This window comes from Streptomyces sp. NPDC032940, from assembly GCF_040636935.1.
In the GTDB taxonomy this organism is placed as follows: Bacteria; Actinomycetota; Actinomycetes; order Streptomycetales; family Streptomycetaceae; genus Streptomyces.
Genome location: NZ_JBEZVJ010000003.1, coordinates 196,304 through 217,179 on the forward strand (window position 1 = coordinate 196,304; position 20,876 = coordinate 217,179).

Annotated in this window: 18 protein-coding genes and 1 pseudogene; 11 read left to right on the forward strand and 8 right to left on the reverse strand. The window is 74.0% G+C overall.

Going from position 1 to position 20,876, the window contains the following annotated elements:
- Window positions 1-63: 63 nt before the first annotated feature.
- Complete coding sequence (locus AB0E77_RS05885; RefSeq protein WP_361566096.1) at window positions 64-744, reverse strand: GDSL-type esterase/lipase family protein; 681 nt, start codon at window positions 742-744, stop codon at window positions 64-66.
- 100 nt (window positions 745-844) lie between these two features.
- On the opposite strand from AB0E77_RS05885, the gene AB0E77_RS05890 reads away from it, so the two are divergent.
- Together AB0E77_RS05890 and AB0E77_RS05895 are read left to right on the forward strand one after the other, a co-directional pair.
- On the forward strand, window positions 845-1,819 hold the full coding sequence (locus AB0E77_RS05890; protein ID WP_361566100.1) for a WD40 repeat domain-containing protein: 975 nt from the start codon (window positions 845-847) through the stop codon (window positions 1,817-1,819).
- 376 nt (window positions 1,820-2,195) lie between these two features.
- Window positions 2,196-2,294: pseudogene (locus tag AB0E77_RS05895) on the forward strand (ABC transporter permease); the annotation flags it as partial.
- Window positions 2,295-2,441: 147 nt separating this feature from the next.
- On the opposite strand, the gene serC reads toward AB0E77_RS05895, so the two are convergent.
- Complete coding sequence (gene serC, locus AB0E77_RS05900) at window positions 2,442-3,560, reverse strand: phosphoserine transaminase (protein WP_361566103.1); 1,119 nt, start codon at window positions 3,558-3,560, stop codon at window positions 2,442-2,444.
- A gap of 110 nt (window positions 3,561-3,670) precedes the next feature.
- Here serC and AB0E77_RS05905 point away from each other — a divergent pair, with 110 nt between their 5' ends.
- A complete protein-coding gene (locus tag AB0E77_RS05905) occupies window positions 3,671-6,520 on the forward strand; it encodes an FAD-binding and (Fe-S)-binding domain-containing protein (RefSeq protein ID WP_361566106.1) in 2,850 nt (949 codons plus the stop codon).
- Window positions 6,521-6,538: 18 nt separating this feature from the next.
- Here AB0E77_RS05905 and AB0E77_RS05910 read toward each other — a convergent pair whose 3' ends face one another.
- The gene (locus tag AB0E77_RS05910; protein WP_361566109.1) at window positions 6,539-7,735 is read right to left on the reverse strand and encodes an alpha/beta hydrolase; all 1,197 of its coding nucleotides are present in this window, start codon (window positions 7,733-7,735) and stop codon (window positions 6,539-6,541) included.
- Between the two features lie 217 nt (window positions 7,736-7,952).
- On the opposite strand from AB0E77_RS05910, the gene AB0E77_RS05915 reads away from it, so the two are divergent.
- Both AB0E77_RS05915 and AB0E77_RS05920 read left to right on the forward strand, forming a co-directional pair.
- Complete coding sequence (locus AB0E77_RS05915; protein ID WP_361566112.1) at window positions 7,953-9,431, forward strand: VCBS repeat-containing protein; 1,479 nt, start codon at window positions 7,953-7,955, stop codon at window positions 9,429-9,431.
- A 108-nt stretch (window positions 9,432-9,539) separates the two neighbouring features.
- On the forward strand, window positions 9,540-10,097 hold the full coding sequence (locus tag AB0E77_RS05920) for a DinB family protein (protein ID WP_361566115.1): 558 nt from the start codon (window positions 9,540-9,542) through the stop codon (window positions 10,095-10,097).
- A gap of 16 nt (window positions 10,098-10,113) precedes the next feature.
- On the opposite strand, the gene AB0E77_RS05925 is transcribed toward AB0E77_RS05920, so the two are convergent.
- The 3 genes from AB0E77_RS05925 to AB0E77_RS05935 all read right to left on the reverse strand — a co-directional run bounded on the left by AB0E77_RS05925 (window position 10,114) and on the right by AB0E77_RS05935 (window position 11,431).
- The gene (locus tag AB0E77_RS05925; RefSeq protein ID WP_361566118.1) at window positions 10,114-10,728 is read right to left on the reverse strand and encodes an SUKH-4 family immunity protein; all 615 of its coding nucleotides are present in this window, start codon (window positions 10,726-10,728) and stop codon (window positions 10,114-10,116) included.
- Between the two features lie 51 nt (window positions 10,729-10,779).
- Window positions 10,780-10,908, reverse strand: coding sequence for a hypothetical protein (locus AB0E77_RS05930; protein ID WP_361566120.1), 129 nt, complete (start codon window positions 10,906-10,908; stop codon window positions 10,780-10,782).
- A gap of 70 nt (window positions 10,909-10,978) precedes the next feature.
- Window positions 10,979-11,431 carry an NUDIX domain-containing protein gene (locus AB0E77_RS05935; RefSeq protein ID WP_361566123.1) on the reverse strand — a complete coding sequence of 151 codons (453 nt, stop codon included), beginning with the start codon at window positions 11,429-11,431 and terminating at the stop codon, window positions 10,979-10,981.
- 196 nt (window positions 11,432-11,627) lie between these two features.
- Here AB0E77_RS05935 and AB0E77_RS05940 point away from each other — a divergent pair, with 196 nt between their 5' ends.
- Window positions 11,628-12,626 (forward strand): EamA family transporter, encoded by a 999-nt coding sequence (locus tag AB0E77_RS05940; protein WP_361566126.1) that lies wholly within the window; start codon window positions 11,628-11,630, stop codon window positions 12,624-12,626.
- Here AB0E77_RS05940 and AB0E77_RS05945 read toward each other — a convergent pair.
- Together AB0E77_RS05945 and AB0E77_RS05950 are read right to left on the reverse strand one after the other, a co-directional pair.
- The gene (locus AB0E77_RS05945) at window positions 12,619-13,131 is read right to left on the reverse strand and encodes a DinB family protein (RefSeq protein WP_361566129.1); all 513 of its coding nucleotides are present in this window, start codon (window positions 13,129-13,131) and stop codon (window positions 12,619-12,621) included. The genes AB0E77_RS05940 and AB0E77_RS05945 overlap by 8 nt on opposite strands.
- Complete coding sequence (locus AB0E77_RS05950) at window positions 13,128-13,526, reverse strand: VOC family protein (protein WP_361566131.1); 399 nt, start codon at window positions 13,524-13,526, stop codon at window positions 13,128-13,130. Before AB0E77_RS05950 ends, AB0E77_RS05945 begins: the two co-directional genes overlap by 4 nt.
- A 173-nt stretch (window positions 13,527-13,699) precedes the next feature.
- Between AB0E77_RS05950 and AB0E77_RS05955 the strand changes: the two genes are divergently transcribed.
- From AB0E77_RS05955 to AB0E77_RS05975, 5 genes are all read left to right on the forward strand, one after another.
- Complete coding sequence (locus tag AB0E77_RS05955) at window positions 13,700-14,494, forward strand: TIGR03084 family metal-binding protein (RefSeq protein WP_361566134.1); 795 nt, start codon at window positions 13,700-13,702, stop codon at window positions 14,492-14,494.
- Window positions 14,491-16,185 (forward strand): acyclic terpene utilization AtuA family protein, encoded by a 1,695-nt coding sequence (locus tag AB0E77_RS05960; protein ID WP_361566136.1) that lies wholly within the window; start codon window positions 14,491-14,493, stop codon window positions 16,183-16,185. The genes AB0E77_RS05955 and AB0E77_RS05960 overlap by 4 nt, the downstream gene beginning before the upstream one ends.
- Window positions 16,182-17,780 carry a carboxyl transferase domain-containing protein gene (locus tag AB0E77_RS05965; protein ID WP_361566138.1) on the forward strand — a complete coding sequence of 533 codons (1,599 nt, stop codon included), beginning with the start codon at window positions 16,182-16,184 and terminating at the stop codon, window positions 17,778-17,780. Before AB0E77_RS05960 ends, AB0E77_RS05965 begins: the two co-directional genes overlap by 4 nt.
- Window positions 17,781-17,794: 14 nt before the next feature.
- Window positions 17,795-19,642, forward strand: coding sequence for a biotin carboxylase N-terminal domain-containing protein (locus AB0E77_RS05970; protein ID WP_361566141.1), 1,848 nt, complete (start codon window positions 17,795-17,797; stop codon window positions 19,640-19,642).
- 84 nt (window positions 19,643-19,726) lie between these two features.
- Window positions 19,727-20,872: an acyl-CoA dehydrogenase family protein gene (locus tag AB0E77_RS05975; RefSeq protein ID WP_361566144.1), complete on the forward strand. Its 1,146-nt coding sequence runs from the start codon at window positions 19,727-19,729 to the stop codon at window positions 20,870-20,872.
- Window positions 20,873-20,876: the final 4 nt, after the last annotated feature.

Below are 20,876 nucleotides of genomic sequence, written 5' to 3' on the forward strand. Positions count from 1 at the left end.
GCGGCGCGGCACAACGATACGCACGGGGGCCAGGTCACGGCAGGGTGCGAATATGCCAGGGGACTAGGAGGCGCCCGCGTACGGGCCGCCCAGCCCCCACCCCTCGTGCAGCGCCTCCGCGAACGCGCCCGCGATCTTGTGCTCGCCGTCGGTGTTGGGGTGGGTGCCGTCGTACGTGTCCGTGTGGAAGTCGTACGAGGCGGGCGGCGGGACGAGGAGGAGGGCGGAGCCCGGTGCGTCGAGGTCGGTGACCGTCTTGGCCAGGAGTTCGTTGAAGCGGTGGACCTGCTCGGCGAAGGTCGTGTCGGCCTCCACCCGGATGTTCGTGATCACCGGCATGACGGCCACGCGGACGCGGGGGTTGGCCGAGCGGGCCGCGGCCACGAAGGCGCGGACGTTGTCCGCGGTCTGCTCCGGGTTGGTGTAGAAGCCGAGGTCGATCAGGCCGAGGGAGACCAGGAGCACGTCGGCGCGGTGGGCGCGGACCGCCTCGCCGATCAGCGGCGTCATGTGGTGCCAGCCCTCGCCCCAGCCGGCCAGGTGGGCGCGGGGGAAGTCCGGGTCGGCGTAGGCGTACGAGGTGGGGGCGTCCGTCGACGGGTCGTGCAGCGTCTCGCGGGGGCCGACGACGGTGAAGGGGCGGCCGTACGTGTCGCGCAGGTGCTGCCACATGCGGTAGCGCCAGGTGTGTTCCCCGGCGCTCCCGATCGTCATGGAGTCACCGACGAACATGAACCTGAGCATCCGCTCATCATGGACGATCCGCCTGGCCGGCGCGATGTGAGCCCGGCCACCCGGGGTGACCGTCACCGTGAACGCCCGTGCGGGATGGCAGGCTTGGCGCATGCGCCGATCTTTCGCCCTCCTCGCCTCGGCCCTCCTCGTGGGCGTGTTCGCCGTGCCCGCATCCGCCGCGGACGGGGACGACGGGAGCGAGGGCTTCACGATCAAGGACCCGCGCATCACCGAGTCCAGCGGTCTCGCCGCCTCCCGCCTGCACCCCGGCATCTACTGGACCCACAACGACCAGGACAACGGGCCGTATCTGTACGCCGTGGACGGCGCCACCGGCGAGACCGTCGCGCGGGTCGCGCTGTCCGGCGTCGGCACCCCGCGGGACGTCGAGGCGATCTCCATCGGACCGGGCAACCGGATCTTCGTCGGCGACATCGGCGACAACCTCGGCGGCACCTGGCCGTACGTGTGGATCTACGAGCTGCCCGAGCCGAAGGAGCTGAAGGACCAGACCGTCAAGGCCACGCAGTACGTCGTGAAGTACGCGGACGGTGCCCGCGACGCCGAGTCGATGGTCGTCCACCCCGAGACCGGGCGGGTCTACATCATCGACAAGAACGAGGACGGCGGGCACCTGTACGAGGGTCCGGCGAAGCTGTCGGCCTCCGCTACCAACGTCTTCCGGCCCACCGTCCCGGTCGATCTGTGGGCCACGGACGCCGCGTTCTCCCCGGACGGCGAGCAGCTCGCCGTGCGCGGCTATCTCGGCGGCATCTGGTACGCCTGGAACGGCGGGAAGATCCAGCGCAAGGGCCGGATCAGCGTGCCGCTGGGCCAGGGGGAGTCCGCCACCTACACCGCCGACGGCAAGAAGCTGCTGCTCGGCATGGAGGGCGAGAACAGCCCGGTGAAGGCGGAGGACGCGCCCGGAGCCGGCGGCGACACGCCCTCGTCCTCCTCGGGAGGCGCCTCCGCATCCTCCGGCGGTTCGTCCGACGGGAGCACGCTCAAGGTCGGCGCGGTCGGCCTGCTCGTGGCGTGCGCGGTGCTGTTCGGGCTACGGCGCGTCTTCCGGCGCCGCTGAGCCGCCCGGCCCCTTCCGCGCGGTCACCAGCACCTCCAGCCCGTCCAGGAGGCGCTGCAGCCCGAACTCGAAGCCTTCTGCATGCCCTCCAGGGCGCCTGGGCCGAGGACCGGGCGGCACTGGCTGACCTCCAGCAGCCAGGTGTGGCGGCGGTAGAGGGCGAGTGTGGCGCGGCCGAGCGCCTCCAGCGCCGGACGCCGGGCGCCAGCCGCCGTCGCCGAGGCCGGCTGGGTTCTCGGACGGGCGCTGTACGCGGTCCGGCACCAGTTCGATCAGCTCGCCCCTGCCGGGGACGTAGCGGTGCAGGGACATCGTGCCGGTGACCGGCTCCGTGGCGATCCGGCGCATCGCGACCGCGCCGAGCCCGTCACGGTCCGAGCAGCACGCGCTGCTGATGGCGGTCGTGTGGCCGGTGCCACCTGCGGCGATCTTCCTGCCACTGGCGGTACGACGCTTCCAGCGGCTGAGCCGGTAGTTCTCCCACCCGGCCGGAAGCCTCTCGCATCGCACGCAGAACTCTGCCGATCACCGCAGGACACCGCGAATGACCGGCGTCAGCACACGAAAGGGGCGCCCGGCGATTCGATCGCCGGGCGCCCCTTTCGCGTGCTGCCGCCGGAGGCTAGAGCTTCTCGATCACGTAGTCGACGCACCTCGTCAGCGCCTCGACGTCCGCCGGGTCGATCGCCGGGAACATCGCGACGCGCAACTGGTTGCGGCCGAGCTTGCGGTACGGCTCGGTGTCGACGACGCCGTTGGCGCGGAGCACCTTGGCGACGGCGGCGGCGTCGATGTCGTCGGCGAAGTCGATGGTGCCGATGACCTGCGAGCGCTTGGCCGGGTCGGAGACGAACGGGGTGGCGTACTTGGCCTCCTCCGCCCAGGAGTACAGGCGGGTCGAGGAGTCCTTGGTGCGAGCGGTGGTGAAGTCCAGGCCGCCCTGGCCGTTCATCCACTCCAGCTGCTCGCCCAGGAGGAACAGGGTCGCCAGCGCCGGTGTGTTGTACGTCTGGTTCTTGCGGGAGTTGTCGATCGCCGTGGGCAGCGAGAAGAACTCCGGGACGTGGCGGCCGGACGCGTGGACGCGCTCGGCGCGCTCGATCGCGGCCGGGGAGAAGACGCCGATCCACAGGCCGCCGTCGGAGGCGAAGGACTTCTGCGGGGCGAAGTAGTAGACGTCGGTCTCGGCGATGTCGACGGGCAGACCGCCGGCGCCCGAGGTGGCGTCCACCAGCACGAGGGAGCCCTCGTCGGCGCCCGCCACGCGCCTGATGGGCATCGCGACGCCCGTCGAGGTCTCGTTGTGCGTGAACGCGTACACGTCCACGCCCGCCTCGGCGTGCGCCTCGGGGTGGGTGCCCGGGTCGGCGGAGACGACCGTCGGCTCGGCCAGCCAGGGGGCGAGCTTGGCCGCCTTGGCGAACTTGGAGGAGAACTCGCCGAAGGTGAGGTGCTGCGACTTGTTCTCGATCAGGCCGTGGGTCGCGATGTCCCAGAACGCGGTGGAGCCGCCGTTGCCGAGGATCACCTCGTACCCGTCGGGGAGCCGGAACAGCTCGGAGATGCCCTCACGGACCTTGCCCACCAGGTTCTTGACCGGGGCCTGGCGGTGGGAGGTGCCGAGGAGGGACGTACCGGTGGCGGCCAGCGCGTCCAGCGCCTCCACCCGCACCTTGGAGGGACCCGCGCCGAATCGACCGTCCGCGGGCTTGATGTCAGCAGGAATCTGGATCTCAGCCACGAGCCGGAGGCTACCCCCTGGGCGAAACCGGACGGCGACATGTCCGTCCGATGAGACGAGATCTCCGCCGTGCGGACCTGTAGCGAGCTACAAGAGCCCATCCTTGACGCATGAGCGATCTGGAGGCAGCACTGCGCGGGGCAGTCCGGGGCGAGGTCGGATGCGACGTCACCTCCCGGGCGCTGACCACCATGGACGCGTCCAACTACCGCCGCGTCCCCCTCGGCGTGGTGGCGCCGCGGGACGCCGACGACGTGGCGGCGGTGCTGGAGGTGTGCCGGGAGCGGGGCGTGCCCGTCGTGGCGCGCGGCGGCGGCACGTCGATCGCGGGGCAGGCGACGGGGACGGGCGTGGTGCTCGACTTCACCCGGCACATGAACCGGCTGGTCTCGCTCGACCCCGGGGCGCGCACGGCGGTCGTGCAGCCGGGCCTGGTCCTGGACCGCCTCCAGGAGGCCGCCGCCCCGCACGGCCTGCGTTTCGGCCCCGACCCCTCCACCCACGGCCGCTGCACGCTCGGCGGCATGATCGGCAACAACTCGTGCGGCTCCCACTCGGTGGCCTGGGGCACGACGGCGGACAGCGTGCGCGAGCTGACGGTGCTCACCGCGCGGGGGCGGTCCCTGCGGCTCGGGCGGGACTGGGCCGGGGCGCCGGAGGGCCTGCGCGAGCTGGTGTCCGGCGACCTGGCGCGGCTGCGCACGGGCTTTCCCGACCTGCCCCGCCGTATCTCCGGCTACGCGCTGGACGCGCTGCTGCCGGAGCACGGCGCGGACGTGGCCCGCTCCTTCTGCGGCTCGGAGGGCACGCTGGGCGTGCTGACCGAGGCGGTCGTCCGGCTGGTCGAGGCGCCGCGGGCGCGGGCGCTGGCGGTGCTGGGCTACGCCGACGAGACCGGGGCGGCGGAGGCGGCGGCCGGGCTGCTGCCGCTCGGCCCGCTGACCGTGGAGGGCATGGCGGCCGACCTCGTGCCGTCCCCGGACGGACTGCCCCGGGGCGGCGCGTGGCTGTTCGTGGAGACCGGCGGCGACACGGACGCGGAGGCACGCGCGCGGGCGGAGGCGGTCGTGCGGGCGGCGGACGTCGTGGACGCGCTGGTGGTCACCGACCCGGCCGGGCAGCGGGCGCTGTGGCGGATCCGGGAGGACGCGAGCGGCACGGCGACGCGGACGGCGGACGGCTCGGAGGCATGGCCCGGGTGGGAGGACTGTGCGGTGCCCCCGGCCCGGCTGGGCGGCTATCTGCGGGACTTCAGGGCCCTGCTGAGCGCCCACGGCCTGCGCGGCACGCCGTACGGCCACTTCGGCGACGGCTGCATCCACGTGCGCATCGACTTCGACCTGCTGACGGACGCCGGGGTGACCCGTTTCCGCCGCTTCTCGGAGGAACTGGCGGACCTCGTGGTGGCGCACGGGGGTTCGCTGTCCGGGGAACACGGGGACGGGCAGGCGCGGGCGGAGCTGCTGCCGCGGATGTACGGCGCGCAGACGGTGGCCCTCTTCGAGCGGGCCAAGGGGATCTGGGACCCGGACGACCTGCTCAACCCGGGGATGCTGGTCCGCCCGGCTCCGCTGGACGCGAACCTGCGCTTCGCCGTCCTGCCGCGCGAGCCCGTGGACGTGGAGTTCGGCTACCCGTCCGACGGCGGGGACTTCGCGGCGGCGGTACGGCGCTGCGTGGGTGTCGCCAAGTGCCGTACGACGCCGGCGACCGGCCCGGCGGTGATGTGCCCGTCCTTCCGCGCGACGGGGGAGGAGGAGCACTCCACGCGGGGGCGTGCCCGGCTGCTGCACGAGATGCTCGCCGGGGAGCTGGTGACGGACGGCTGGCGGTCGACGGAGGTACGGGACGCCCTGGACCTGTGCCTGTCCTGCAGGGGCTGCCGCTCGGACTGCCCGGTCGAGGTCGACATGGCCACGTACAAGGCGGAGTTCCTGCACCACCACTACGCCGGCCGCCGCCGCCCCGCCGCCCACTACACGATGGGGTGGCTGCCCGTGTGGCTGCGCTGGGCCTCCCGTCTGCGGCTGGCCCCGGTGGTCAACGCCCTGGCCGGCGTACGCCCCCTGGCGGCCGCCGGGAAGCGGCTGGGCGGGATCGCCGGGGAACGGGAGGTGCCGCGGCTGGCGGGGGAGACGTTCAGCCGGTGGTGGCGGAAGCGACGGCGAGGGCCCGGCGGGGGCGGCGAACCGGTGGTCCTGTGGCCGGACACGTTCACCGAGCACCTCTCCCCGTCCGTGGGCCGGGCGGCCGTACGGGTGCTGGAGGCGGCGGGGCTGCGGGTGGTGCTGCCGCCGGCCCTGCGGGCAGGGCGCGTCGGGGACGGCCGTACGAGGTCCGCGGCGGCCCTCCTGCGCTCCCGCCGGGGCCGGGTCTGCTGCGGACTGACGTACGTCTCCACGGGCCAACTGGACCGCGCCCGCACGGTGATGCGCCGCACGCTGGACCTGATGGCGCCGGTGCTGGAGACCCGGGTGCCGGTGGTCGTCCTGGAGCCGAGCTGCGCCGCGGCCCTGCGCACGGACCTGCCCGAGCTGCTGCACGACGACCCGCGCGCGGCCCTGCTCGCCTCCCGCGTCCTGACCTTCGCGGAGGCCCTGGAACGCCACGCCCCCGACTGGACCCCGCCCGCGGTGGACCGTCCGGCGGTCGGCCAGACCCACTGCCACCAGCACGCGGTGCTGGGCGACACGGCCGACCGCCGGCTGCGCGAGGCGGCGGGCCTCACGGGCGAGCTGAGCGGCGGCTGCTGCGGCCTCGCGGGCAACTTCGGTTTCGAGGAAGGCCACTTCGAGGTGTCGGCCGCGTGCGCCGAGGACCGGCTGCTCCCGGCGGTGCGCGAGGCACCGGCCGGGGCGGTGGTCCTGGCGGACGGCTTCTCGTGCCGGACCCAGCTGGAGCAGCTGGCGGGGGTGCGGGGGCGGCATCTGGCGGAGGTGCTCGCGGAAGGGCTGGAGTGAGGCCCCCGGCGGTGGCCGCTACCGACGGTGGAACGTGACCTCGGGGCGGGAGGGCGTGGGGCCGTCGAGCAGGGGCCGGGGGATGCCGCGCAGGTGGCGGTCGAAGAAGGCCGCGACGTAGTCGCGGGTGAGGGCCCAGCTCCGCTCGCCCGACAGCGGCACCGCCGGGTCCGGCAGTCCGAGCTGGTCCCCCAGCCAGGGGAAGTCGGTGAAGGAGAAGTGCCCGGCGCCGTCGAAGGTCAGCCAGCGCTTCCAGCCGTGCAGCCGGCTCCAGGCCTGCGACCAGTCGGTGCCGGTGCTGTCGGGGCTGTGGGTGGCCGCCGCGCCGATCATCAGGAACGGCCGTCCGCCGAGCCCGGCGCCGGGCTCCTGGACGAAGAAGTCGCCGTCCAGATCGGCACCCGCCCGCACCCGCCGGTCGGCCGCCATGGTCCCGGCGGCGGCCGCTCCCCCGATCGAGTGCCCGGCGACTCCGATCCGCCGCGCGTCGATCATGCGGGAGAGCGCGGCACCGGGGCCGTGACGGGCGGTCAGCTGATCGATGACGAAGGACAGGTCGGCGGCGCGCCCGGACACGACCGAGGCGTACTCCGGCCCCGAACCGACCTCCTCGCACGCCACGCAGGGCAGCATCCGGCCGCCGGGGAACTCCGTGCCGACGGACTCGTACGCGTGGTCCACGACGGCGACGACGTAACCGCGACTGGCCAGGTCGTCGGCGAGCGAGGTGAGCGTGGTGCGCGGCATCCCGAAGCCGGGGGACAGCAGGACCAGGGGGAAGCGGCCCGGCGCCGGGGGAGCGGCCGTCCGGGCGTGCGTACGCGTCCCGGCGACCGTCCCGGCCGCCACGACCCCGCCGAGCCCTCTCTCCTCCAGCAGGAGGCGCGCCTCCTCGGTGGTCATGTACGTCGCGGGCGCCCCGCCGGACGGGCGGGCCGGATAGGACACCGACACCATCAACTCGCGGTGCCCCACCGCCGGCATCCAGGGATCCGTACGGCTCCGGTCGACGAGGTGCAGGGTACGGCGGCCCACCGCGTGGGGGCCGGCGGGCGCGGGCAGCTCCGGCCGCGCGGTGACCGGCGGGTCCGAGACCGCCCGGGCCGCGGCGGGCGCGTCCCCGGCCGCGGAGGCCGGGGCGGCGCCCAGCAGGGGGAGGGACAGGGCGAGCGCCAGCACCGCGGCCAGGGCGGTGGGGCGTGAACTACGTGTCATGCGGGTGAAGTTAGGCCCGACGAGGCGCTCGGCGCGTCGGGCCGGGGAGGTACGTCGCGCTGGTCCCGAGGTATGACGCCCGAGGCGTGGAGTCCGACCGTGGTCCAGGGCCGGCCCGAGCGGAACCGCGGCCCCCGGCCCGCGCGTGATCGTTTCCATGGACGGTTCGGGCGGTCAGGTGGAGGCGTCGCGGCGGCGGGGCGGCAGGCGGTCGTGGGTGAGTGCCGGCGTCGTCGCGTCGGTGGTCGCCGTGGGGGTGGTGGCCGGCGGTGACGAGCCGGTCCTCGCCATCGCCTCGCCGTACCGCTGCGGTACCGGAGTCCACGGCACCGCGTCCGCCGCGTCCGTCACGGAAGGCGCCGCCGACTTCGACGGGGACGGGCACCCCGACCTCGCCTTCGGCTCCATGGGCAGCGTGGCGGGCGGGGCCGGCGGCGGGAGCGTCGAGGTCGCGTACGGGACGGGGGCCGGGACGGGCATCGGCCGGTGCCAGTACCTGACGCAGGACGACGCCGGCATACCCGGGAAGAACCGGGACGAGGCCTTCTTCGGGACCGACGTCGTCGCCCGAGACCTCGACGGGGACGGCTACACCGACCTCGCCGCCTCCGTCTTCGACTGGAAGCCCGGCGTGATCATCATGTGGGGGTCGGAGGACGGGCTCACGCGCGCCACCCGGGTGGCGGGCACGGACGGCAGCCACGTCTCCTGGGGCGACGACCCCATCCTGGACGAGCAGCTCGTCGGCGGGGACTTCGACGGGGACGGGCATCCCGACCTGGTCTTCGGGCTCGGTTCCGGCAAGGGGCTGCTCAAGGGCCCCTTCGGCCGCGACGGCAACCCGGCCGGCACGGCCCGTGTCCCCGCCCCGCGGCGTCCCGCGCCGGACACCGCCGGTGCGCGGTACGGCGACCTCCTCGCCGGGGACCTCGACGGCGACGGCATCGACGATCTGGTGAGCTTCCACGAGGCCGACCGTGACCCCGAGGCGTCCTGGGGCGCGCGGAACCGGCCGGTGAGCTATCTGCGCGGCGGCCGGGACGGCTTCACGCAGCCCGAGGGCACGCGGCTGCCCGACGCGGGCGAGGGCGCGGTCGGCGACGTGGACGGGGACGGCTGCGACGACCTCGTCCTCAGCCCCCGGGGCGGCCGGACGAGCCGCAGCTCGGTGACCGTCGTGTACGGATCGCAGGGCGGGCCGGGGCAGCGGACGACGACCGTCGACCGCGACACCCGCGGCGTGCCCGGCGAGGAACCCCAGGACGAGGACGCCGCCTTCACCGCCCTGGACGCCGGGGACGTCAACGGCGACGGCTACGCGGACGTGGTGGCCGGCGCTCCCCGCTGGGACGTGTACGGGCACCCGGGGCCCGAACAGGTGCTGTTCCTGGCAGGGGGACCGGGCGGACTCACCGGTGCGGGCGCCCGGCTGTTCGACGGGGACGACTTCGGCGCCGCCCCGGGCGGGGCCGCCGACTTCGGCGCCGCCGTGGCCCTCACCGACCTCGACGGCGACGGCCGCGCCGACCTCGTGGTGACCGCGCCCGGCAGCGACACGGTCGACGGCGTCGTGTATCTGCTGCCCGGCACCCCCGACGGGCCGTCCACGGCGGGCGTCACCCGGCTGACCGGGGACGCCTTCGACGACGCCGAAGGGCTGGGCCTGCTGCTGGGCGGCGGGGAGATCGCCCGCTGAAGACTCCCTCCGTCCCGCTGTCCGGAGCGCTCTAGGACACGAATCGTCCTATATGGCTCGTAGCGTGGTACTCACCGAGCGGAGCAGGAACACCGGAAGGCGGAGACCATGACCACCAGTGAGCCCACCACCAGCAACGCGAGCGATGCCCAGGCCGTCACCGGCGAGCGGGCCGACCTGCTCGAGGCGCTGGCCAAGCAGCGGCACTTCCTGCGCTTCACCACCCGTGACCTCACCGACGAGCAGGCCGGCCGGCGGACCACCGCGAGCGAGCTCTGTCTGGGCGGCCTGATCAAGCACGTGACCGCCGTCGAGCGGAACTGGGGGGACTTCATCCTGAAGGGCCCGTCGGCGATGGGCGACTTCACGGCCATGACCGAGGAGGACTGGGCCCGGCGGGCCGACGAGTTCCGGATGCTGCCCGGCGAGACGCTGGCCGGGGTGCTGGCCGACTACGCCGAGGTGGCCAGCCGGACCGACGAGCTGGTCGCCGGCCTGTCCGACCTGGGCGCCGCCTGGCCGCTGCCGAAGGCGCCGTGGTTCGAGGCCGACGCGCAGTGGTCGGCACGCCGGGTGCTGATGCACATCGTCGCCGAGACCGCCCAGCACGCGGGCCACGCCGACATCATCCGCGAGTCCCTGGACGGCGCGAAGAGCATGGGCTGACCGCGCGGCCGGGACGTCAGCCGTAGAGGGCGCGGGCTCCCGGGCTGCCGGCCCGGAACCGCTGCCCCATGGCGATCTCCTCGCCGACCACGGACCACACCGTGTCGTCGTCCCGGAAGGGCAGCGGGTCGACGCCGCCCGTCTCCCGGCGGACGAGCTCCACCTCGCGGTCCAGGCGCGCGAAGCCCGCTTCCTCGTCCTCGTCGTCGCGGAAGGTGAACTCCTCCAGCAGGCGCTGGAAGCGGGCGGTGACCTGGATCAGGGAGGAGACGTCCGTGTGGAGGGCCCGCACGGTCTCCTCGTCGGGGTCGACGGCGTACACCCTGCCGTCGCCGGGGTCCAGGGCGAGGTGGGCGTTGAGCAGCCAGCCGACGACGGGCCAGTCGCCCGCCCTCCTCGGGGCGTCCTCGAAGTCCTCCGCGTTGACGACGTCCCGGACGAGGGGCAGCCGGCCGGACTCCCCGTCGCGCCCGCGCAGCACGAGCGTCCCGGTGGGGACGCCGGCCGTCCGCAGGAGCCGGGCGCCCTCGGTGTCCGCGGCGAGGGGCGGGAAGGCGGCGGCGGGCACGGTTGCGAGCCGGTCCTCGCCGAAGGCGGCGGCGAGCCCGCCGCGGGTGACGTCGAAAAGCACTGCCGGGACTCCGATCTCGGCCGGGACCGGTCCGTCGCCCGGACCGCCGGGTCACTGTACGAAGCGGTACCTCAGGTGGGTCGCCAGGGGTGTCTCCACGACCCTGACCTGCTCGAGGCCGCGCAGGCCCGGGACCAGTCCCCCGAAGGGCCGCAGTCCGTCGCCGAGGAGCACGGGCACCCTGGTCCCGCCCGTCCTCACCCTCGCGTCGATCGGGGACCGGCGCTCTCGACACCCCGGGGCGGGCGGTTCAGGGAACCGTCTCGCCCCGCACCAGCGGACCGCACACCGGCTGCACGCCCTCGGGGAGTCCGTCCGGACGGCACCAGCGGGCCTCCAGGATCTCGAACGGATCGAGGCGCAGCTCGCCGCCGAGCAGACGGGCCTCGTACGCCACCTCCAGGCGGGTGCGCAGACCGCTGTTCAGCATGACCAGCCGGCCCACCTCCACGTCCAGACCGGTCTCCTCCGCGACCTCGCGCACCACGGTCGTCCGGAAGTCCTCGCCCTTGCGGGCGAAACCGCTCGGCAGACCCCACTGGCGGCCCTCGGGCCACATCCGGTGCCTCAGCATCAGGACCCGCCCCTCGTCGTCCCGTACGACGCCGGTCACGCCGACGACGAACTTGGCGTTGAGGAGCCACATGATGCGGCTCTGCAGCGGGCGCAGCAGGCGCCAGAGGCGGGCAAGGAGTCGTCTCACGCCGCGGACGCTACCTCCTCGGCGCCCGGACCCGGTCGGCGCGTCCCCGCCCGCCAGGCGGACACGCGTTGACAGCCGCACACCCCGCCCGCGACAGTAGCTTGACAGAGCTACGCGCCTGACTGAGTCCACTGCCCTGGACCGTGCCGTACAGCACGGTGAACGACCATGACCCGCAGACCGTCCCGGAGCCCTCGTGAGCACCTCCAGCGCCACCCCCGGCACCACCCCGTCCCCGGCCGCCTCCACGGCGGGCCCCGAGGCGGCGCAGGCCGCCGGCCACGCGACCGCGCCGGGTGACGCCCCGACCGGCAGGTGGGGTGCCCTCGGCCCGGTCGGGCTGGTCCTCGCCGGGGGGATCTCCGTGCAGTTCGGCGCCGCACTGGCGGTGAGCCTCATGCCCCGGGCCGGCGCCCTCGGCGTGGTCACGCTGCGGCTGGCCGTGGCCGCCGTCGTCCTGCTCCTGGTCTGCCGGCCCCGGCTGCGCGGGCACTCCCGGGCCGACTGGGGCACGGTCGTCGTCTTCGGCATCGCCATGGCCGGTATGAACGGTCTCTTCTACCAGGCCGTCGACCGCATCCCCCTCGGCCCCGCCGTCACCCTGGAGGTGCTCGGCCCGCTCGCGCTGTCCGTCTTCGCCTCCCGACGCGCGCTCAACCTGGTCTGGGCCGCGCTCGCCCTGGCCGGCGTCTTCCTGCTCGGCGGCGGCGGCTTCGACAGCCTCGACCCGGCAGGTGCCGCCTTCGCGCTGGGGGCGGGCGCGATGTGGGCCGCGTACATCGTCTTCAGCGCGCGCACCGGCCGCCGCTTCCCGCAGGCCGACGGGCTGGCCCTCGCCATGGCGGTCGGCGCGGTGCTGTTCCTGCCGCTGGGCATCGCCGAGTCGGGGACGAAGCTGATCGAGCCGGTGACGCTCGCCCTGGGCGCCGGGGTCGCGCTGCTCTCCTCCGTCCTGCCCTACACCCTCGAACTGCTCGCGCTGCGCCGCCTGCCCGCGCCGACCTTCGCGATCCTCATGAGCCTGGAGCCCGCCATCGCCGCCGCGGCCGGCTTCCTCGTCCTCGACCAGGCCCTGTCCGCCACCCAGTCCGCCGCCATCGCCCTGGTCATCGCGGCCAGCATGGGCGCGGTACGGACGCAGGTGGGGCGCCGCCGGGCGAAGGCGGTGCCGGACCTGGGGGCCGGGCCTATGTGAGGACCAGCCAGCGCCGTCCGTCGATGATTTCACGCGCGGCGTCCAGGTGGCCGGCGTGGCAGGCGGTCTCCGTGATGACGTGCAGGAGGACGTCCCGCAGGGTGTGCAGATGCGGTTCGCCGAAGAGGTGGTGCGGCCACCAGGCCGGGGCCGCGGCCACAGGGGTGGCGCCGATGACGGCGTCCGCGAGCCGCACCTCGCGCCGGTAGCGGTCGAGGACGTCGGAGGCCGCCACGCCCGCCTCCACCCGCCAGGCGTCCTCCACCTCGTCCAGTGCCGCGATCACCCGCGCGTCACCCGCGACGACGGCGCCGAACCAGAACCGCTCGACGTCCAGCGCGAGATGCTGGACCAGCCCCAGGCAGCTCCACCCCGACGGCAGTACGGGCCTGCGCAGCGCCTCCTCGTCCAGCCCCTCCAGGGCGCCGAGGACATGACGCCGCTGGCCGTCCAGCGCCGTCAGCAGTGCGCGGACCTCGACGTCCGCGTCCGGTGCGGCCGTCACGAGGCGATCTCCCAGACGTGCCCGGCGGGATCGCTGAAGCAGGCGGTCCGGATGCCCCAGGGGCGGTCCATCGGGCCGTTCAGCAGCGTGACCCCGCGCGCGACCAGCTCCGCGCACTTCGCGTCGACGTCCTCGACGGTGAGCGTGAACTGCATCCGCGACCCCGCCTCCGGGGCGGCGACCCGGGCGGGACCGATCAGGGTGTCCGCCTGCGTCACGCGCAGCAGGTTGATGAGCGTCGCCCCGAACATGAAGACGGCCGAGTTCTCGTTCTCGTAGGCCACCGGCAGTCCGAAGACCTCCGTGTAGAACCGCTTCGTGGCGTCGAGGTCCTCGGCGAAGAGGGTGACGGCGCTGATGGCCGGGGGCCAGGAGGTGTCGCTGGTCTGGGTCATCCGTCGAGGATCTCCGTACGGGCGTGCGATGTACAGGGAGTGGTGGGAGCGATCCCAGAACGAGGGTCAGAACGAGGAACGGCCAAAAATCATGCAAGCGTGCTTGATTGTTAATCGGGCCCCTGCCATGCTCCTCACCACGCCGCACACCGCCGTGCCCGAGGGGAGCGCCCGTGTCCGACCCGACGTCCGTGATCGACGATCTGCGCGAGGAGAGCGAGGAACTCGACGCGCTGGTCGCCCGGTCGGAGCCGGAGGCGTGGCGCCTCGCCACCCCGGCGCCGGGCTGGACGATCGCGCACCAGATCGCGCACCTGGCCTGGACGGACCGGGCCGCCCTGCTGGCCGTCACCGACGAGGAGGGCTTCCGCGGCAAGGTCGAGGAGGCGCTCGCCGCGCCCGACCGGTACGTCGACGAGGGGGCGGAGGACGGTGCCCGCCAGGCGCCCGACGAGCTGCTGGCCGGCTGGCGCGCGGGGCGCGGCGCGCTCGACAAGGCGCTGCGCGAGGCCCCGGCCGGGGCCCGGTTCCCCTGGTACGGCCCGCCGATGGCCGTCGCCTCCATGGCCACCGCCCGGCTGATGGAGACCTGGGCGCACGGTCTCGACATCGCGGACGCGCTCGGCGTCGGACGCCCGCCCACCGACCGTCTCCGGCACGTCGCCCGCATCGGCGTCCGCGCCCGGGACTTCGCCTACGCCGTCCACGGACTCACTCCGCCCGCCGATCAGTTCCGCGTCGAGCTCACCTCGCCGAGCGGCGCCCCGTGGGCGTACGGGCCCGAGGGCGCCCCGCAGCGCGTCACCGGCCCCGCCCTCGACTTCTGTCTCCTGGTCACCCAGCGTGCGCACCGCGCCGACCTCGCGCTCGCCGCCGAGGGTCCGGACGCCGACCGCTGGCTGGACATCGCCCAGGCCTTCGCCGGACCGCCGGGACAGGGGCGGAAGCCGAAGGGGGCGGGCAGGTGAGCGTGCTCCGCGTCGGCAATGCCTCCGGCTTCTACGGCGACCGCTTCGACGCGATGCGCGAGATGCTCACCGGCGGCCCGCTGGACGTCCTCACCGGTGACTACCTCGCCGAGCTGACCATGCTCATCCTCGGCCGCGACCGGTTGAAGGACCCCGGCGCCGGGTACGCCCGCACCTTCCTGCGGCAGCTGGAGGAGTGCCTCGGCCTCGCCCACGAGCGGGGCGTCCGGATCGTCGCGAACGCCGGCGGACTCAACCCCGCCGGGCTCGCCGACGCCGTACGCGTCCTCGCCGGCCGGCTCGGCATCCCCGTACGGGTCGCGCACGTCGAGGGCGACGACCTCACCGCCGCCCACCCGGGAACGCTCGCCGCGCACGCCTACCTCGGCGGCTTCGGCATCGCGGAGTGCCTGCGCGCGGGTGCCGACGTCGTCGTCACCGGGCGGGTGACGGACGCCGCCCTGGTCACCGGGCCCGCCGCCGCGCACTTCGGCTGGTCGCCGACGGAGTACGACCGGCTCGCGGGGGCGGTCGTCGCCGGGCACGTGCTGGAGTGCGGGACGCAGGCGACCGGCGGCAACTACTCCTTCTTCCGCGACGGCTTCCCCGAGGGCTTCCGCGACGGCGGCGTCCGGCGCCCCGGCTTCCCGCTCGCCGAACTCCACGCCGACGGCACCTCCGTCATCACCAAGCACGACGGCACCGGCGGCTTCGTCGACGTCGGCACGGTGACGGCCCAGCTGCTGTACGAGACGGGCGGCGCCCGGTACGCCGGACCCGACGTCACCGCCCGGCTCGACACCGTACGGCTCACCCAGGACGGGCCCGACCGCGTCCGGATCGACGGCGTCCGCGGCGAGGCGCCGCCGCCGACCCTCAAGGTCGGCCTGAACCGCCTCGGCGGCTTCCGCAACGAGGTCACCTTCGTGCTCACCGGCCTCGACGTCGAGGCCAAGGCCGACCTCGTGCGGGCCCAGATGGAACCCGCCCTCGGCAAGCTCGCCGACGTCCGCTGGGACCTGGTCCGCACCGACCGGCCCGACGCGCCGACCGAGGAGACGGCGAGCGCGCTGCTGCGGCTGGTCGTCCGCGACGCCGACCAGCAGGCCGTCGGCCGGGCGCTGAGCGGCGCCGCGATCGAGCTGGCCCTCGCCAGCTACCCCGGCTTCCACGTGACCGCGCCCCCCGGCAAGGGCACCCCCTACGGCGTCTTCGAGGCCGCCCACGTCCCGCAGGACACCGTGGAGCAGGTGGCGGTCCTCCCCGACGGGCAGCGGACGGAGATCCCCCCGGCGCCGGACTCCGCCGCCCTCACCGCCGTACCGGAACCGGACCTGCCCGAACCGCTGCCGCCGGGGCCCGTGCGCCGCGCCCCCCTCGGCCTGGTCGCCGGGGCCCGCAGCGGCGACAAGGGCGGCGACGCCAACGTCGGCGTGTGGGCCCGCACCGACGACGCCTGGCGCTGGCTCGCGCACGAACTGACCGCCGACCGCTTCCGGGAGCTGATCCCGGAGGCCCGCGACCTGACCGTCACCCGGCACGTGCTGCCGAACCTGCGCGCGGTGAACTTCGTCGTCGAGTCGATCCTCGGCGAGGGCGTCGCCGCCCAGCACCGCTTCGACCCGCAGGCCAAGGCGCTCGGCGAATGGCTGCGCTCCCGCCACCTGGACATCCCGGAGGTTCTCCTGTGACGGTCCTGCCCACCACCGTCGACCCGGCCGGCCCCGACCACCGCGCGAACCGCGAGGCCATGCTCGGCCGGCTCGCCGAACTGGACGCCGAGCACGCCAAGGCCCTCGCGGGCGGCGGCGAGAAGTACGTCGCCCGGCACCAAAAGCGCGGCAAGCTGCTCGCCCGCGAGCGCATCGAGCTGCTCACGGACCCCGACACGCCCTTCCTGGAGCTGTCGCCGCTCGCCGCCTGGGGCAGCGAGTACGCGGTCGGCGCCTCCCTCGTCACCGGCATCGGCGTCGTCGAGGGCGTGGAGTGCCTGATCACCGCCAACGACCCGACCGTGCGCGGCGGCGCCAGCAACCCCTGGACGCTGAAGAAGTCGCTGCGCGCCAACGACATCGCCCTCGCCAACCGGCTGCCCTGCATCAGCCTGGTCGAGTCCGGCGGCGCCGACCTGCCGTCGCAGAAGGAGATCTTCATCCCCGGCGGCGCGATCTTCCGGGACCTCACACGGCTGTCGGCGGCCGGCATCCCCACCATTGCCGTCGTCTTCGGCAACTCCACGGCGGGCGGCGCCTACATCCCCGGCATGTCCGACCACGTGATCATGGTCAAGGAGCGCGCCAAGGTGTTCCTCGGCGGGCCGCCGCTGGTGAAGATGGCCACCGGCGAGGAGAGCGACGACGAGTCCCTCGGCGGCGCCGAGATGCACGCCCGCACCTCCGGTCTCGCCGACTACTTCGCCGTGGACGAACCGGACGCCCTGCGCCAGGCCCGCCGCGTCGTCGCCCGCCTGAACCACCGCAAGGCGTACGCCGACCCGCCTGCCGCCGAGCCGCCCAAGTACGACCCCGAGGAGCTCCTCGGCATCGTCCCCGGTGACCTCAGGACCCCGTTCGACCCGCGCGAGGTCATCGCCCGCATCGTCGACGCCTCCGACTTCGACGAGTTCAAGCCCCTGTACGGCACCAGCCTCACCACCGGCTGGGCGAGCCTGCACGGCTACCCAGTCGGCATCCTCGCCAACGCGCGGGGCGTCCTGTTCAGCGAGGAGTCGCAGAAGGCCGCCCAGTTCATCCAGCTCGCCAACCAGCGCGACATCCCGCTGCTGTTCCTCCACAACACCACCGGCTACATGGTCGGCAAGGAGTACGAGCAGGGCGGCATCATCAAGCACGGCGCGATGATGATCAACGCGGTCTCCAACTCGAGGGTCCCGCACCTGTCCGTCCTCCTGGGCGCCTCCTACGGCGCCGGTCACTACGGCATGTGCGGCCGCGCCTACGACCCGCGCTTCCTGTTCGCCTGGCCCAGCGCCAAGTCCGCCGTCATGGGCCCCCAGCAGCTCGCCGGGGTGCTCTCCATCGTGGCCCGCCAGTCGGCCGCCGCGAAGGGACAGCCGTACGACGACGAGGCGGACGCCGCGCTGCGCGCCATGGTGGAGCAGCAGATCGAGTCCGAGTCGCTGCCCATGTTCCTGTCCGGGCGGCTCTACGACGACGGCGTCATCGACCCGCGCGACACCCGCACCGTCCTCGGCCTGTGCCTGTCCGCCATCCACACCGCGCCCTACGAAGGGGCGCGCGGTGGCTTCGGCGTCTTCCGAATGTGAGGGATGAGGGACCAGTGATCACTTCCGTCCTCGTCGCCAACCGCGGCGAGATCGCCTGCCGTGTCTTCCGCACCTGCCGGGAGTCGGGCATCCGCACCGTCGCCGTGTACTCGGACGCCGACGAGCACGCCCTGCACGCGCGCGTGGCCGACGCCGCGGTCCGCCTGCCGGGCACGGCGTCCGCCGACACCTATCTGCGCGGCGACCTGATCGTGAAGGCCGCGATCGCCGCAGGCGCCGACGCCGTCCACCCCGGCTACGGCTTCCTCTCCGAGAACGCCGACTTCGCCCGCGCCGTCACCGACGCCGGCCTCGTGTGGATCGGGCCGCCGCCGGAGGCCATCGAGGCGATGGCGTCCAAGACCCGCGCCAAGGACCTCATGGGCGTCGCGCCCCTGGACCGGGACACGCTCACCGAGGCCGACCTGCCGGTGCTGGTGAAGGCCGCGGCGGGCGGCGGGGGACGCGGCATGCGCGTCGTCCGGCACCTCGCCGGTCTAGACGCCGAACTGACCGCCGCCCGCGCGGAGGCGGCGAGCGCCTTCGGCGACGGCGAGGTGTTCGTCGAGCCCTACGTGGAGAACGGCCGGCACGTCGAGGTCCAGGTCCTCGCCGACACCCACGGCACCGTGTGGGCGCTCGGCACCCGCGACTGCTCCCTCCAGCGCCGCCACCAGAAGGTGATCGAGGAGGCCCCGGCACCCGGCCTCACCCCCGAACTCACCGCCGAGCTCCACGCGCTCGCCGTCCGCGCCGCCCGCGCCGTGGACTACGCAGGCGCCGGCACCGTCGAGTTCCTCGTCGCCGACGGCAAGGCGCACTTCCTGGAGATGAACACCCGCCTCCAGGTCGAACACCCCGTCACCGAAGCCGTGTTCGGCATCGACCTGGTCGCCCTCCAGCTCCGGATCGCCGAGGGCCACGCCCTCGAGGCCGACCCGCCGCCCGCCCGCGGCCACGCCGTCGAGGCCCGTCTGTACGCCGAGGACCCCGCGCAGGGCTGGGCCCCGCAGACCGGCCGCCTGCACCGCCTCGCCGTCCCGGACGGCATCCGCCTCGACACCGGCTACACCGACGGCGACGACATCGGCGTCCACTACGACCCGATGCTCGCCAAGGCCGTCGCCCACGCACCCACCCGCGCGGAGGCCGTCCGCCGCCTCGCCGGCGCGCTGGAACGCGCGGCGATCCACGGCCCGGTCACCAACCGGGACCTCCTCGTCCGCTCCCTGCGCCACGAGGAGTTCACGTCCGCCCGCATGGACACGGGCTTCTACGACCGTCACCTCACCGCCCTCACCGAGCCCGCCCCCGACCCCCTCGCCCCGCTGGCCGCCGCCCTCGCCGACGCCCACGGCCGCTCCCGGTTCGGCGGCTGGCGCAACGTCCCGTCCCAGCCGCAGGTCAAGCGGTACGCCATGGCGGGCGAGGAACACGAGGTCCGCTACCACCACACCCGCGACGGCCTCACCGCCGACGGCGTCCGCGTCGTCCACGCCGACGCGGCCCGCGTCGTCCTCGAGAGGGACGGCGTCCGGCGCACCTACGACATCGCCCGCTACGGCGACCGGATCCACGTGAACGACACCGCGCTCACCGCCCTGCCGCGTTTCCCCGACCCCACCGCCCAGCACGCCCCCGGCTCCCTCCTCGCCCCCATGCCCGGCACGGTCGTCCGCATCGCGGAGGGCCTGACGGAGGGCACCCCGGTCCAGGCCGGCCAGCCCCTCCTGTGGCTGGAGGCGATGAAGATGGAACACAAGATCACCGCCCCGGCCACGGGAACACTCACAGCGCTGAACGCCGTACCGGGACAACAAGTGACGGTCGGCTCGCTACTGGCGGTAGTGCAAGGGACTTAGGGGCGCGGGGCTGCATTGAATATGCGGCTCCGCCGCGTGGGCGCGACCAGCCACAACGAAACCCGCACCCGAAGGAGCACAGTGATGACCACCCTCCTCGAATCCGAAGAGCACAAGTCCCTCCGCGAAGCGGTATCAGCCTTCGCCGCCAGCCACCCCACCACCCTCGGCAAAGACAGCCGCCGCTTCTGGCAGGACGCCGCCAAGCTCGGCTACATCGGTGTCAACCTGCCTGAGGCATACGGCGGGGGCGGCGGCGGCATCGCCGAACTCTCCCTCGTCCTCGAGGAGATGGGCGCCGCCGGCAACCCCCTGCTCATGATGATCGTTTCCCCGGCGATCTGCGGCACCGTCATCTCCCGCTTCGGCACCGAGGCCCAGAAGCAGGAGTGGCTCCCCGCCCTCGCCGACGGCAGCCGCATGATGGCCTTCGGCATCACCGAGCCCGACGCCGGCTCCAACAGCCACCGCATCACCACCACCGCCCGCCGCGACCCGGCGAGCGGCGACTGGCTGCTCACCGGACGCAAGGTCTTCGTCTCCGGCGTCGACATCGCCGACGCCACCCTCGTCGTCGGCCGCACCGAGGACGCCCGCACCGGCAGGCTCAAGCCCTGCCTGTTCATCGTCCCCCGCGACGCGGACGGCTTCCAGCGGCGCCCCATCGACATGGAGCTCGACGCCGCCGAAAAGCAGTTCGAGCTGGTCCTGGACGACGTACGGCTGCCCGCCGAGGCGCTCGTCGGCGACGAGGACGCGGGCCTCCTCCAGCTCTTCGCCGGCCTCAACCCCGAGCGCGTCATGACCGCCGCCTTCGCGATCGGCATGGGCCGCTACGCGCTCTCCAAGGCCGTCGAGTACGCCCGCGAACGCACCGTCTGGAAGGCCCCCATCGGCGCCCACCAGGCCATCGCCCACCCCCTCGCCCAGGCCCACATCGACCTCGAACTGGCCCGCCTGATGATGCAGAAGGCGGCCCGCCTCTACGACGCCGGCGACGACATCGGCGCCGGCGAGGCCGCCAACATGGCCAAGTACGCGGCCGGCGAGGCCTGTGTGAAGGCCGTCGACCAGGCCGTGCACACCCTCGGCGGCAACGGCCTCACCCGCGAGTACGGTCTCGCCCGGCTGATAACGGCCTCGCGCGTGGCCCGTATCGCTCCCGTGAGCCGGGAGATGATCCTCAACTACGTCTCCCACCAGACCCTGGGCCTGCCCAAGTCGTACTAGGCCG